At 58.3% G+C, this 12,306-nt stretch carries 14 protein-coding genes; 7 read left to right on the top strand and 7 right to left on the bottom strand.

Annotated features, from left to right (window positions below; genetic code table 11):
* The first annotated feature begins 58 nt into the window (after positions 1 to 58).
* Together CMN55_RS13000 and CMN55_RS12995 are read left to right on the top strand one after the other, a co-directional pair.
* Positions 59 to 532 carry a flavin reductase family protein gene (locus tag CMN55_RS13000; RefSeq protein WP_293950239.1) on the top strand — a complete coding sequence of 158 codons (474 nt, stop codon included), beginning with the start codon at positions 59 to 61 and terminating at the stop codon, positions 530 to 532.
* Positions 492 to 1,478 (top strand): NAD(P)-dependent oxidoreductase, encoded by a 987-nt coding sequence (locus CMN55_RS12995; RefSeq protein ID WP_366932055.1) that lies wholly within the window; start codon positions 492 to 494, stop codon positions 1,476 to 1,478. Before CMN55_RS13000 ends, CMN55_RS12995 begins: the two co-directional genes overlap by 41 nt.
* Positions 1,479 to 1,481: 3 nt before the next feature.
* Here the strand turns inward: CMN55_RS12995 and CMN55_RS12990 are convergent, their stop codons facing one another.
* Positions 1,482 to 1,889 (bottom strand): CAP domain-containing protein, encoded by a 408-nt coding sequence (locus tag CMN55_RS12990; protein ID WP_293950237.1) that lies wholly within the window; start codon positions 1,887 to 1,889, stop codon positions 1,482 to 1,484.
* 180 nt (positions 1,890 to 2,069) lie between these two features.
* Here CMN55_RS12990 and CMN55_RS12985 point away from each other — a divergent pair, with 180 nt between their 5' ends.
* Positions 2,070 to 2,825 carry an SDR family oxidoreductase gene (locus tag CMN55_RS12985; protein WP_293950236.1) on the top strand — a complete coding sequence of 252 codons (756 nt, stop codon included), beginning with the start codon at positions 2,070 to 2,072 and terminating at the stop codon, positions 2,823 to 2,825.
* 26 nt (positions 2,826 to 2,851) lie between these two features.
* Here CMN55_RS12985 and hemB read toward each other — a convergent pair whose 3' ends face one another.
* The gene (hemB, locus tag CMN55_RS12980) at positions 2,852 to 3,847 is read right to left on the bottom strand and encodes a porphobilinogen synthase (RefSeq protein WP_293950235.1); all 996 of its coding nucleotides are present in this window, start codon (positions 3,845 to 3,847) and stop codon (positions 2,852 to 2,854) included.
* A 179-nt stretch (positions 3,848 to 4,026) separates the two neighbouring features.
* Here hemB and CMN55_RS12975 point away from each other — a divergent pair, with 179 nt between their 5' ends.
* Together CMN55_RS12975 and CMN55_RS12970 are read left to right on the top strand one after the other, a co-directional pair.
* Entirely contained in the window at positions 4,027 to 5,178 is a 1,152-nt protein-coding gene (locus CMN55_RS12975) for an isobutyryl-CoA dehydrogenase (protein ID WP_293950234.1), read from the top strand.
* Between the two features lie 2 nt (positions 5,179 to 5,180).
* Entirely contained in the window at positions 5,181 to 6,233 is a 1,053-nt protein-coding gene (locus CMN55_RS12970) for an enoyl-CoA hydratase/isomerase family protein (RefSeq protein ID WP_293950233.1), read from the top strand.
* A gap of 23 nt (positions 6,234 to 6,256) precedes the next feature.
* Here CMN55_RS12970 and CMN55_RS12965 read toward each other — a convergent pair whose 3' ends face one another.
* On the bottom strand, positions 6,257 to 6,559 hold the full coding sequence (locus CMN55_RS12965) for a DUF1330 domain-containing protein (protein ID WP_293950232.1): 303 nt from the start codon (positions 6,557 to 6,559) through the stop codon (positions 6,257 to 6,259).
* Between the two features lie 50 nt (positions 6,560 to 6,609).
* On the opposite strand from CMN55_RS12965, the gene CMN55_RS12960 reads away from it, so the two are divergent.
* Positions 6,610 to 7,404 carry an enoyl-CoA hydratase/isomerase family protein gene (locus tag CMN55_RS12960; RefSeq protein ID WP_293950231.1) on the top strand — a complete coding sequence of 265 codons (795 nt, stop codon included), beginning with the start codon at positions 6,610 to 6,612 and terminating at the stop codon, positions 7,402 to 7,404.
* Here the strand turns inward: CMN55_RS12960 and CMN55_RS12955 are convergent.
* Complete coding sequence (locus CMN55_RS12955) at positions 7,391 to 8,224, bottom strand: DUF4393 domain-containing protein (protein ID WP_293950230.1); 834 nt, start codon at positions 8,222 to 8,224, stop codon at positions 7,391 to 7,393. The two genes, CMN55_RS12960 and CMN55_RS12955, sit on opposite strands and share 14 nt — an antisense overlap.
* 267 nt (positions 8,225 to 8,491) lie before the next feature.
* A complete protein-coding gene (locus CMN55_RS12950; RefSeq protein WP_293950229.1) occupies positions 8,492 to 9,268 on the bottom strand; it encodes a crotonase/enoyl-CoA hydratase family protein in 777 nt (258 codons plus the stop codon).
* Between the two features lie 131 nt (positions 9,269 to 9,399).
* On the opposite strand from CMN55_RS12950, the gene CMN55_RS12945 reads away from it, so the two are divergent.
* The gene (locus CMN55_RS12945; RefSeq protein WP_293950228.1) at positions 9,400 to 10,233 is read left to right on the top strand and encodes an alpha/beta hydrolase; all 834 of its coding nucleotides are present in this window, start codon (positions 9,400 to 9,402) and stop codon (positions 10,231 to 10,233) included.
* A gap of 43 nt (positions 10,234 to 10,276) precedes the next feature.
* Here CMN55_RS12945 and CMN55_RS12940 read toward each other — a convergent pair whose 3' ends face one another.
* A complete protein-coding gene (locus CMN55_RS12940; protein WP_293950227.1) occupies positions 10,277 to 11,044 on the bottom strand; it encodes an SDR family oxidoreductase in 768 nt (255 codons plus the stop codon).
* A gap of 68 nt (positions 11,045 to 11,112) precedes the next feature.
* The gene (locus tag CMN55_RS12935; protein ID WP_293950226.1) at positions 11,113 to 12,306 is read right to left on the bottom strand and encodes an acyl-CoA dehydrogenase; all 1,194 of its coding nucleotides are present in this window, start codon (positions 12,304 to 12,306) and stop codon (positions 11,113 to 11,115) included.

The following is a 12,306-nucleotide window of genomic DNA, read 5'->3' as shown; positions in this document are numbered from 1 at the left end:
ATTGAGAGAACCGATGCGTTTTGGTGGGCCGCATCCGCAGGACAGGTATCACGAACAGATGAGCTTTGACGTCAGAGAATTCAGAAATGCGATGGGATGCTTCGCCACAGGGATCACCGTCGTCACGTCACGCAGTGCCAGCGACGAACCGCTTGGGGTGACGGTCAACTCCTTCAGCTCTGTCTCCCTCGATCCGCCGCTGATTTTGTTCAGCCTCGCCCATGTCGGCGGGCATTGCCAGGAATTTCTGGCGAGCGGATATTTCGCCGTCAATATCCTCACCCCCGATCAGCGGCCTCTGTCGGACCGATTTTCCATGCCGCGGGATAATCGCTTTGAAGGCATTGCGCATGACATCGGCGAAAATGGCAGTCCGGTTTTTCAGGACAGCCTTGCCGTATTTGAATGCGAGACCTTCGCGGTGCATGAGGCCGGAGATCATGCCGTCTTTATCTGCCGGGTGACGAAAGTTCATCTCGGCGAGGAGGAGAATGCGCTACTCTTTCACCGGGGACAATATCACAAGCTTTAGGGGCGGGAGAGGCGCGCGCATCGCGCATCGCACATCGCGACAGAAGAGAGCCAACAGGAGGTGGAAAATGGCGGAAAAGGCAGCATTTATCGGACTTGGCGTCATGGGGTATCCCATGGCAGGGTTCCTGCAAAAGGCGGGCTATGCGACGACCGTTTATAACCGCACTGCCGCCAAGGCGCAAAAATGGGCGGCGGAATATGGCGGTTCCTCTGCCGACACTCCGGCCAAAGCGGCGGCAGGGGCCGATTTCGTCATGGTCTGTGTCGGCAATGACGATGACCTTCGCAGCGTCGTGCTCGGCGATGACGGCATTCTCGCGACGATGAAACCGGGTTCGATTTTCGTCGACCACACGACAGCCTCTTCGGATGTTGCGCGGGAGCTGGGCGCAATCGCAAAGGAAAAAGGCATCGGCTTTGTCGATGCGCCAGTCTCCGGCGGACAGGCGGGCGCGGAAAACGGTGTGCTCACCGTCATGTGCGGCGGGGCGGAGGCCGATTTCGAGCGCGCGAAAACACCGATTGATGCCTATGCCCGCGCCTGTATGCGGATGGGCGATGTGGGCGCGGGGCAGCTTACCAAGATGGTCAACCAGATCTGTATCGCCGGTGTGGTGCAGGGGCTTTCCGAAGGTATTCATTTTGCCGAAAAGGCGGGTCTCGATGCGGAAAAGGTGATCGAGGTGATTTCCAAGGGCGCGGCGCAGAGCTGGCAGATGGAAAACCGCTACAAAACCATGATCGCGGGCGAATTCAATTATGGCTTCGCGGTGGATTGGATGCGCAAGGATCTCGGCATTTGCCTCAAGACCGGCGATCAGATCGGCGCGAGCCTGCCGAACACCGCGCTTGTCGACCAATATTATGGCGATGTGCAGAATATGGGCGGCAATCGCTGGGACACGTCGAGCCTGATTGAGCGCTTACGCAAGCTGGCGAAATAGCCGTTATGCTGTCTCCTCTGCCGGGCCTGTAGGTGTGGCGAGGGAGAGGGACCAGTAAAGCGGCGCCGTCTTGTCTGCCGAGTTGGCGATGCCAATGCCGACATCGGTGAAATCCGCATTCAGGATATTGGCGCGGTGCGGCGGGCTGTTCATCCAGAGGGTTACGACGCCTGCCGCATCCGATGCGCCGAAAGCGACATTCTCGGCCGCGCTTGTGAATTCATATCCGGCGGCGCGGATCCGCTGATCAAAGGTTGATCCGTTCTCTCCCTCGTGAGAAAGCAGTCCGCGTCGCGCCATAAAATCGGCATGGGCCCCGGCGGCCTGCATCAGCCGGGTATCGAGGGATAGTGGTGTGCATCCCGCCTCTGCGCGCGCCTTGTTGAGCTGGTCAAGAACGTCGGATATCATTTTCGGCCTCCCTTCAGGGCCGTTGTCGATGCTTTTATCTCTGATACAGGACGTTCGGGCGACGGCGTTGTGAGAAAATCATCCTGATGGGCTAGTGCTTGATCGGCGGGCGCAATTCTGCAATCCTCAATCTGGGACGGGGCGCGCATAATTCATAATCCACTCTTCAGGGAGACCGCCATGCCTTCGCAACATCAGACTGCCATTGTCACCGGCGCGAGCCGGGGGATCGGCCGCGCCATTGCGCTGAAAGCCGCCGCCGCGGGATATCATATCTGCGTCAACTATGCCCGCAATGAGGCCGCCGCCGCCGATGTGGTGGCGGCGATAGAGCGGGCGGGCGGACATGCCCGCGCCGTGCAGGCGGATGTCAGCCGGGAGGCCGATATCCTGCGTCTTTTCGAGGCGGCGGACCGGGAGCTGCCGCCGCTGGGCGCGCTGATCAATAATGCGGGGATTGTCGCGCCGCCCGCCCGTGTTGACCAGATGGATCATGCGCGGCTGGAGCGGATGTTCACGACCAATATCACGGGCCCTTTTCTTTGTGCGCGGGAGGCGGTGAAGCGTCTTTCCACCAAATATGGCGGCGCGGGCGGGGTGATTGTCAATCTGTCCTCCGTCGCGGCGAAGCTCGGTAGTGCGAATGAATATGTGGATTACGCGGCGTCGAAGGCGGCCATTGATACCCTGACGAAAGGCCTGGCGATGGAGGTAGCGGAGGAAGGAATTCGCGTCAACGCCGTCCGTCCCGGGGTCATTCGCACGGAAATCCACGCCAGCGGCGGGCAGCCGGACCGCGTTGACCGTGTGAAAGCCATGGTGCCGATGCGCCGCGGCGGCGAGGCGGAGGAGGTGGCCGATGTCGTCCTCTGGCTGATGTCGCCGCAGTCGAGCTATGTCACCGGATCATTGATTGATGTTTCCGGCGGGCGGTAGCGAACCCATATCGCATACGCTCAACCCTATAGTTTTTTCGCGGCCTCCACCGCAAAATAGGTGAGCACGCCGTCGCAGCCCGCCCGCTTGAAACCAAGTAGGCTTTCCATCACCACCTTGTCGCGGTCGAGCCAGCCATTGTCGGCGGCGGCGGCGAGCATGGCATATTCGCCGCTGACCTGATAGGCGAAGGTGGGCACGCCAAACTCATCCTTCACCCGGCGGCAGATATCGAGATAGGGCATGCCCGGTTTCACCATCACCATGTCGGCGCCTTCGGCGAGATCGAGGGCCACCTCGCGCAGTGCTTCGTCCGTGTTGGCGGGGTTCATCTGATAGGTGCGCTTGTCACCGCTGCCGAGATTGCCGGTGGAGCCGACGGCGTCGCGGAACGGCCCGAAAAAGCCAGACGCGTATTTCGCCGCATAGGACATGATCTGGGTATGGATATGACCTTCTTTTTCCAGCGCATCGCGGATCACGCCAATACGGCCATCCATCATGTCGGAGGGGGCAATGATGTCACAGCCCGCGCTTACCTGATTGAGGGTCTGCCCGATGAGCACCTCCAACGTTGGATCATTGACCACATAGCCGTTTTCCACCAGCCCGTCCTGCCCGTGGGTGGTAAAGGGGTCGAGCGCGACATCACACAGCACGCCCATTTCCGGCACCGCGTCCTTGATCGCCCGGATGGCCTTGCAGATGATATTATCTGCATTCAGCGCCTCCCGCCCGTCCTCGGTTTTAAGATGCTGTTCCACCGCCGGGAACAGGGCAATCACCGGAATGCCGAGAGCGAACGCTTCCCGCGCCGCTTTGGCCAGCAGATCGGGGCTGAGCCGCCTCACGCCCGGCATGGAGGGGATCGGCACGGCATGATCCTTGCCCTCATGCACAAAGACCGGCCAGATCAGATCATCGGGGGTAAGCTGATTCTCCGCCACCAGTCGGCGGGACCAGTCGGTCCGGCGCACGCGGCGCATCCGGGTGCGGGGAAATTGCGGCACAAAGCTTGTCATAAGCGGTTTTCCTAGGGCTTTCCTATCCAAGATCGTATGGGGCGGCATACTATCCTCATGCCGGTCGGGCTGCAATTTTTTATACCTAACGACTGTTTGGTAGACATTGACAGCCTGTCGGCAAGGTCGTATCAACATGCTATAACAGATCAGGGACCGTAATATATCAGGGGATTCCGATGGATTTCAATCTGACCGAAGACCAGCAGGCATTTCGCGACATGGCACGGAACTTCGCCTCCGAAGTCTTTGCCCCCAATGCGGAGAAATGGGACGAGGAGAAGCATTTCCCCGTTGATGAGTTGCGGCAGGCGGCAGAGCTCGGCTTCGCGGGTATCTATGTGGGGGAAGAGCATGGCGGCTCGGCTCTCACCCGTCTGGATGCGGCGATCATTTTTGAAGAACTGGCCGCGGGCTGCACCTCGACGGCGGCCTTTATCTCCATCCATAACATGGCGAGCTGGATGATCGACCGTTTCGGCTCCGACGCGGTGCGGGCGAAATTCCTGCCAAAGCTCACGACGATGCAGCATTTCGCGAGCTACTGCCTGACGGAACCGGGGGCGGGCTCTGACGCGGCCTCGCTCCGCACCAAGGCGGTGCGCGACGGCGATCATTATGTCATCAATGGCGGCAAGGCGTTTATTTCCGGGGGCGGCAAATCGGATGTTTATGTCACCATGGTGCGTACCGGCGATGACGGTCCGCGCGGGGTGAGCTGCATCGCCATTCCGAAGGAGACGGAAGGGCTTTCCTTCGGCGCGCAGGAACGCAAGATGGGCTGGAACTCCCAGCCGACAGCGCAGGTGCTGTTCGATGATTGCCGCGTGCCGGTTGAAAATCTCATCGGTAACGAGGGCGACGGATTCAAGATTGCCATGATGGGGCTGGATGGCGGGCGGCTGAATATCGGCGCCTGTTCCCTCGGTGCGGCACGGGCGTGTCTTGAACTGACACAGGATTATGTGGCGGATCGCAAGCAGTTCGGTCAGCCCATTGGCGAGTTTCAGGCGCTGCAATTCAAGCTTGCCGATATGGCGACGGAATTGGCGGCGGCGCGGCTGATGATCCGTCAGGCGGCGGCGAAGCTGGATGCCAAGGATCCGGAGGCGACACTTTACTGCGCCATGGCAAAAAGGTTCGCGACCGATGTCGGCTTCAATGTCTGTAACGAGGCGTTGCAGCTTCATGGCGGTTACGGGTATCTGCGCGATTTCCCGCTGGAACGCTTTGTCCGCGATACCCGCGTGCACCAGATTCTGGAAGGCACCAATGAAATCATGCGCGTTGTTATTGCGCGCAAGCTTAAAGAAGGCCAGGGAAGAGGGTAGTGATGAGTATGGAAGGAGAAATCCTGTTCGAACGGGCGGGCGAGATCGGGCTTGTCACCCTCAACCGGCCGAAGGCGCTGAATGCGCTGACCCATGAAATGTGTCTCGCCTTCGATGCCAGGCTGAAAGAGTGGGAGACGGATGCGACGGTCCGCGCCGTGCTGGTGCGTGCGGCGGGGGAGAAGGCCTTTTGCGCGGGCGGGGATATCGTCAAGCTTTATAACGAAGGCCGGGCGGGCAGCGATTATCCGCTGAGTTTCTATCGTGACGAATATTACCTCAATACCCGGATCAAACACTTCCCGAAACCCTATATCGCCCTGATCGACGGGATCGTCATGGGCGGCGGCGTCGGCGTGTCGGTGCATGGCAGCCACCGCATCGCGACGGAGCGGACGCTGTTCGCCATGCCGGAAACGGGGATCGGTCTCTTCCCCGATGTGGGCGGGTCTTATTTTCTGCCGCGGCTTGAGGGGCAGCTCGGGATGTATCTCGGGCTGACCGGCGCGCGGCTGAAAGCAGGCGATTCGGTCTTTGCCGGTATAGCGCAGGTCCTTGTGGAAGCGGACCGGCTGGCGGCATTGACCGATAGTCTGACGTCGCACCGCTTTGGCGAGGATGCGGCGGCGGAGATTGACGCGATCATCCGCGATCATGCCGCCCCCGCGCCGGAGATGCCGCTCGCCGCCCATCGCGCCCTGATCGACCGGCATTTTGCAAAAGATACCGTGGAGGAAATCGTCAAAAGCCTGCAATCGGATGCGGATGAGTTCGCGCAGAAAACGGCGGCGACGTTGCTCACGAAATCACCTACCAGCCTCAAACTCACCTATCAGCAGCTTCGCCGCGGCGCGGCGCTCGATTTCAACAACTGCATGCGGATGGAGTTTCGCATGGTCAGCCGCATTGTAAAGGGCGTCGATTTCTACGAGGGCACCCGCGCCACCGTCATCGACAAGGACCAGTCCCCCAACTGGAACCCGCCCACGCTGGAGCAGGTGAGCGCGGCGGATGTTGAGGCCTATTTCGCGCCGCTTGAAAAAGAGCTGTACTGACACGGCACTGGAAATCCCGCGCCTTACCAGAGCGGTGTTTCCAGCCCTTCCAATATGAGAAATTCGCCGGTTGCCGCCCTCTCGCGGGCGGCCTTCGCCTTGGCGTATTCCGGGCTTTTGTAAAACGCCCGCGCCGCCGCCATATCGGGAAATTCCAGCAGCACGACGCGGCGTGTCTCCGCGTCTCCTTCCACCGTTTCCATGGCCCCGCCGCGCGTCAGATATTTGCCGCCATATTTTTTGATGGCGATCGGGGCGAGGGATTTATAGACTTCATACTGGTCGGGATCGGTGACGCGGATCCGGGCGATGATGTAGGCAGGCATAACGGCTCCTTTGCCAGACGTGAACGATAATAACAATAGGGAGAACCCGCATGGGATACAAGAATCTGACAGTCACGCGTGATCACCGTATCGTTACGGTCCGCATCGATCGCGGCATCGACTTCAATCCGCTTTCTGTGGAAACCATGCAGGAGCTGACCGACGTCGCCCGCAGTTTTGAGGGCGACACGGAGATAAGTGCCATCATCCTGACCGGCAATGGTAAAAACTTCACCGTCGGCTTCGATCTGAAAGACCCGGCGGTGAAGGCGCGGGGCGAGGCGGGCATTATGGAGCGGCGGGAGATGCTCGCCGTCGGGCCGAAGATGAGCCGCGCGTGGGAGGAACTCGCCCCCATGACCCTCGTCGCCATTGATGGCTACTGCATCGGCGGCGGCGTCGCGCTCTCGGTCGCCTGCGATATGCGCATCGCCTCAAAGGACGCCGTCTTCTGGGTGCCGGAAATCCGCAACGGCATGAATATGAGCTGGCAGTCGATCCCGCGGATGGTCAATCTGATGGGCCCGGCGCGCACCAAGCAGCTCTGCATCGTCGCCGACAAGATCAGCGCGGAGCGGGCGGAACGCTGGGGCCTCATCGAGGAACTGGCCGAGCCCGGCAAGGCCTATGATCTCGCCCTCGACTATGCCCGCAAGATTGCGGCCCAGCCGCCACTCCCCGTCCGCATGATCAAACAGGGCGCGAGCGTCGCGGCGAACGCCCTCAACCATGCCGTGAGCTATATGGACCTCGACCAATACGCCGTCACCCTTTCAAGCGAAGACTACGCCGAGGGCATCAATGCCTTTATGGAAAAACGGGAGCCTGAGTTTAGGGGGCGGTAGTATTTAAGCTCTTGTCGTCTATACATATATTGCAAAACAAAGTTCCATAATTGGTTCTGCTTATGAATCCTTTTGAAATATGGCATTCGTGGCCCCAGTCGCTAATTTTGTCCGCAGCTTCGGTAAACATCTTATGCTCCAAAAGAGGCTGGTATACTGTTTGATTTATCATTTTTACTCCGTCATAAGTTGTCAACAAACCAAACCTGCATAAATTGTCGACATATATTGGAGCCATTCCCGATTTTATTTCTAATGATTTAATATTAACTAAGGAGTAGTTTTTCATATATATGTCATAATGTGGCTGATTTTTTTGTTTCGAAACGATGTCAATTTTGGGAAGTACTTTTACTGAATTGAAATGCTGCATAATTTTGGCTTCATCAGATGTTATCTGTTTAAGTATTTCAACAAATGATGGGTGGGCACTGTGTGCAGTAGACTTATCCATTGCATTTGCTAAAAGATTACCAAACATTTCTCGCAGTTCTTCCTCTTTTGCTGAATATCGCAGTGCATCAAGAAGTGGGCCTGCAACATTAATTTTTGGAGTAATAATATCTTCTTCGGGTATATTTTGGAGCTTTTTTGCCACTTCTTTAGTCAAGAAAACCTCGATCTGCTCGTAGCCCCAAACTACCGCCTTAAGAGGAGCAAGTGCTAAATTTACCGACTTACCGATTGTCTCTAAACTTTTGCCAAGCTCCCTAGCTCCGGGTTGTATTGCATCTTGATATACTGGAACTGCTTTTGCTATCGCGGCTACTGCTTCCGTCGCATCTTTTATTTTAGAGGGTTTGGTTTCGTTATCATCCATAGCATAACCTTTTGGATAAACGCTTGTCCTTAAGAAATATCTTACTAGATGTTGGTCTTGAGTACCAGCATAGGAGAAAAATGCGGTTAATTTTATCACCTTGAAAGTGTGATTTTATTGTAAAGGTTTATTTGAAATGTTATATTTCCAATCATTTTCCTTTATTCTCAATGACCTCATGCCGTAAAATCACTCTCTCCAAATGCTAAGAAATCCCAGCGTGACGGTTGTCTGCCGCCCCGCCGGGTTTGGTCGCTAACTAACTTATCAAGAAAACTCCCCATGTCGGCCGATGCCTTTGACAAAGGTTCCGGCGCCGGACTGGAAGGCGTCGCGGAAGGCGAATTTCGCCCCTTCGATCTCGCGGTCGATGGCTTCTTCCTCCGGGTAGTCCCATTGCTCGATGGCTGACTTGCGGTCGCACAGCAGGGCCGATTGCGGGAAGGCGGCGAGCTGCTCCGCGAGTGTGAGGGCGGCGGCGAGTGCCTCGCCCGTCTCCGCCAGCCGGTCGGCGAGGCCGATATGATAGGCCTCCTCCGCCTTGACGGGGCGGCCGGTCATCAGCATGTCGAGCGCGCGGCTCTCCCCAATAATGCGCGGCAGGCGGACGGTCGCGCCGTTCGGCATCGGTCCGCCAAAGCGGCGGCAGAACACGCCGAACACCGCGCTTTTGCTGGCAACGCGCATGTCGCACCAGACGGCGAGGGCGAGGCCCGCGGCGACCGCATGCCCTTCCACCGCTGCAATTACGGGTTTTGAGAGGCGGCGTCGCGTCGCGCCTTTATCCTTCCCCGCCCAGCTATAGCCGATGGCGCTGCCGCTGGAAATTTCCTCAAGATCGGCGCCCGCCGAGAAATAGCCGCCCGCGCCGGTCAGGATGGCGACGCGGGATGTCGCGTCCTGCTCGAACGCCAAAAAGGCATCATGCAGGGCCTTCACCATTTCCACGGTGCAGGCATTGCGCTGCGCCGGGCGGTCGATGGTCACGATGGTGACGGCGCCCCTGTTTTCAACTTTGATTTTTCCATCTGCGTAGCTTTTCATCGGTCCACCTGTTGTTTTTGTTGTTTGACGGAATATATGGCGATCTTGCCAATTTATCGGCTGTCTATCCAGCTTATTTATGTGCAGCGGGCACTCTATCCCCCCACATCATTCTCTTGTATAAAGCGCGGATGACCCTGCGACATAAAATATATATTGCCCTGTTTGCCGCGCTGATGATCTTTGTGGTGATCCCCTTTGCGGGGATTTACATTATCCAGCGGGCCATCGTTTTTCCTATCCCCGAGCATGCCGGTCCGGCGGAACCGGGAGGCGGCTTTGCGCCTGTTGTTGTCGAGACCCCGGACGGGGAGCGGCTGAATATGCTCTACCATCCGGAAGGAGCGGCGGCAGCCAGTATCCTCGTCTTTCATGGCAGCGCCGAAATCGCGGCCGATCAGCTTGACCGCGGGCGAACCCTCGCCGCGGCGGGCTATGGCGTGCTGATCGCGGAATATCGCGGCTATGGCGGCAGTTCGGGCAGCCCGAGCGAAGAAGGGGTGATCACGGACGGCATCGCTGCCTATGATTTCCTGGCGGCGAAGGCGGGCGGGCCGATCGGCCTCCTCGCCCATTCGATGGGGGCGGCCATCGCTGTGCCTGTCGCTGCGGCGCGCGATCCGTTTGCGGTGGTGCTGGAATCGCCCTTCCTCTCTCTTCTTGAGGTGACGCGTTATCGCGTCGGCTGGGTGCCGTTTGATTTCATGATGAAATATCCTTTCCATTCCGACCGGCGCATCAGCGCGGTCAAGGCGCCGATCCTGATCATCCATGGCAGTGAGGATAAGGTGGTGCCCTTCCGGCAGGGGGAAAAGCTCGCCACCCTCGCCCCGAAGGGGACGGCGTTTATCAAGATCGACGAGGCCGGGCATAATGATCTCGGGCAGTATGGCGACATGAAGATGGTGAGAACCTTTTTCCACAAGAAAAACGCCGCCCGAACGGTATCGGACGGCGATAGCTGATTATCTTCTACTACCGCAACGATCTGCGGGCGGCGGGGCAGGGTTACTGCTTGTCGTAGATATCGCGGAGTTTGCGCATGCCTTTCAGCCAGCGGTCATAGTCGCTGGTCTTGCGGCGCATATATTCGAGCACCTGCGGATGCGGCAGGATAAGAAATTCTTCCTTGTCCATCGTCTCAACCACACAATCGGCGAGCTGTTCCGGCTCCATCACCCCGTCAACGGACGCGACGCCATCAATATTGTTCGCTGTCATGGCCGTCCGCACCGATTGCGGGCAGAGGACAGAAACGCGAATGCCCTTGTCGCTGTAGCGGATATGCAGGGTTTCGGCGAAGGCGATGGCGGCATGCTTGGTGGTGGAATAGGTGGAGCTGTTGATCTGGGTCAGCAGCCCGGCGGCAGAGGCGGTGTTGACGAGATAGCCGCCACCATTGGCGAGCATCTTGTCAACCACGGCGCGGGCGGCATAGACATGGGCCATCACATGGATATCCCAGTTCTGCTGCCAGATATCGTCCGGCGTTTCCTCGAAACCGTAGCGGGCAATCCCGGCGTTGGAGACGAAAATATCAATCGGGCCATAGGCCGCTTCGGCCTTTGCCACCAGATTCTGGATATCCGACTCTTTTGCGACATTGCAGGGAACGGCGAGGCCGCCCACTGACTTAGCCACCTCGTTGAGCGGACCTTCCTGCAGGTCGGCGACGGTGATGGATTTCGCGCCTTCCTGATGAAAGCGGAGCGCCAGCGCCTTGCCGATGCCGCTCGCCCCGCCCGTAATCACAATATTCTTGCCCGCAATCTTCATTTTATCCTCCCGCGGCGTGGCGCCGTCTCGATTTTTGTTATTGATGTGCAGGCGATTGTGGCGTGTCTTCAGGCCCCCGTAAAGGCCTGAATGCCGGTCTGGGCGCGGCCAAGGATCAGCGCATGCACGTCATGGGTGCCTTCATATGTATTGACGGCCTCCAGATTCATGACATGGCGGATGACGTGATATTCGTCGGAAATACCGTTGCCGCCATGCATATCGCGTGCCGTCCGGGCAATATCGAGGGCCTTGCCGCAGCTATTGCGTTTGATGAGAGAAATCATTTCCGGCGCGGCGTTCCCCTGATCGCGCAGGTGGCCGACGCGGAGGCAGGCCTGCAGTCCGAGCGTAATTTCCGTCTGCATATCGGCGAGCTTTTTCTGGATGAGCTGGTTGGCGGCGAGGGGGCGGCCGAACTGCTTACGCTCCAGCGTGTAGTTGAGCGCGGCCTGCCAGCAGAATTCTGCGGCGCCAAGCGCCCCCCAGGCAATACCGAAACGGGCACTGTTCAGGCAGCCGAACGGGCCGCTTAAGCCCTGCACATTCGGCAGCAGATTTTCTTCCGGCACGAATACATTGTCCATGACGATCTCACCGGTGATGGAGGCGCGCAGGCTGAACTTTCCTTCAATCTTCGGCGCGCTGAGGCCTTCCATGCCCTTTTCAAGGATGAAGCCGCGGATCACGCCGTCGTCGGTCTTGGCCCAGACGACGAAGACATCGGCGACGGGGGAGTTAGTGATCCACATCTTGGCGCCGCTGACACGATATCCCCCATCTACAGAGCGGGCGCGGGTCACCATACTGCCGGGGTCGGAGCCGTGATCGGGCTCGGTCAGGCCGAAGCAGCCGATCCATTCGCCGGTCGCCAGCTTGGGCAGGTATTTCTGGCGCTGATCTTCCGATCCATAAGTATAGATGGGATGCATGACAAGGCTGGACTGCACACTCATCATGGAGCGATAGCCGCTGTCCACCCGCTCCACCTCCCGCGCGACAAGGCCGTAGGACACATAGCCGAGCCCGGCGCAGCCATAGCCTTCAATCGTGGTGCCAAGCAGGCCGAGTGCGCCCATTTCGGTGAATATTTCCCGATCAAAGGTTTCATGACGATTGGCTTCCAGAACGCGGGACATCAGCTTTTCCTGGCAATATTCCCGCGCCGTTTCACTCACCAGACGTTCTTCTTCCGTCAGCTGATCATTGAGCAGAAAGGGATCGACGGGATTAAAGGCGGGTCTGGAAGCGGCGCTGCTCAT

Origin of the sequence: Sneathiella sp. (genome assembly GCF_002694385.1) — a bacterium.
Lineage (GTDB): Bacteria > Pseudomonadota > Alphaproteobacteria > Sneathiellales > Sneathiellaceae > Sneathiella.
This window is presented reverse-complemented; position numbering and strand designations above follow the sequence as displayed.

Coding starts and splice junctions, on each gene's coding strand:
- CMN55_RS13000 (WP_293950239.1), top strand. CDS start 59: ATGAGCTTTGACGTCAGAGAATTCAGAAATGCGATGGGATGCTTCGCC.
- CMN55_RS12995 (WP_366932055.1), top strand. CDS start 492: ATGCGCTACTCTTTCACCGGGGACAATATCACAAGCTTTAGGGGCGGG.
- CMN55_RS12990 (WP_293950237.1), bottom strand. CDS start 1,889: ATGATATCCGACGTTCTTGACCAGCTCAACAAGGCGCGCGCAGAGGCG.
- CMN55_RS12985 (WP_293950236.1), top strand. CDS start 2,070: ATGCCTTCGCAACATCAGACTGCCATTGTCACCGGCGCGAGCCGGGGG.
- hemB (WP_293950235.1), bottom strand. CDS start 3,847: ATGACAAGCTTTGTGCCGCAATTTCCCCGCACCCGGATGCGCCGCGTG.
- CMN55_RS12975 (WP_293950234.1), top strand. CDS start 4,027: ATGGATTTCAATCTGACCGAAGACCAGCAGGCATTTCGCGACATGGCA.
- CMN55_RS12970 (WP_293950233.1), top strand. CDS start 5,181: ATGAGTATGGAAGGAGAAATCCTGTTCGAACGGGCGGGCGAGATCGGG.
- CMN55_RS12965 (WP_293950232.1), bottom strand. CDS start 6,559: ATGCCTGCCTACATCATCGCCCGGATCCGCGTCACCGATCCCGACCAG.
- CMN55_RS12960 (WP_293950231.1), top strand. CDS start 6,610: ATGGGATACAAGAATCTGACAGTCACGCGTGATCACCGTATCGTTACG.
- CMN55_RS12955 (WP_293950230.1), bottom strand. CDS start 8,224: ATGGATGATAACGAAACCAAACCCTCTAAAATAAAAGATGCGACGGAA.
- CMN55_RS12950 (WP_293950229.1), bottom strand. CDS start 9,268: ATGAAAAGCTACGCAGATGGAAAAATCAAAGTTGAAAACAGGGGCGCC.
- CMN55_RS12945 (WP_293950228.1), top strand. CDS start 9,400: ATGACCCTGCGACATAAAATATATATTGCCCTGTTTGCCGCGCTGATG.
- CMN55_RS12940 (WP_293950227.1), bottom strand. CDS start 11,044: ATGAAGATTGCGGGCAAGAATATTGTGATTACGGGCGGGGCGAGCGGC.
- CMN55_RS12935 (WP_293950226.1), bottom strand. CDS start 12,306: ATGAGCAGCGCCGCTTCCAGACCCGCCTTTAATCCCGTCGATCCCTTT.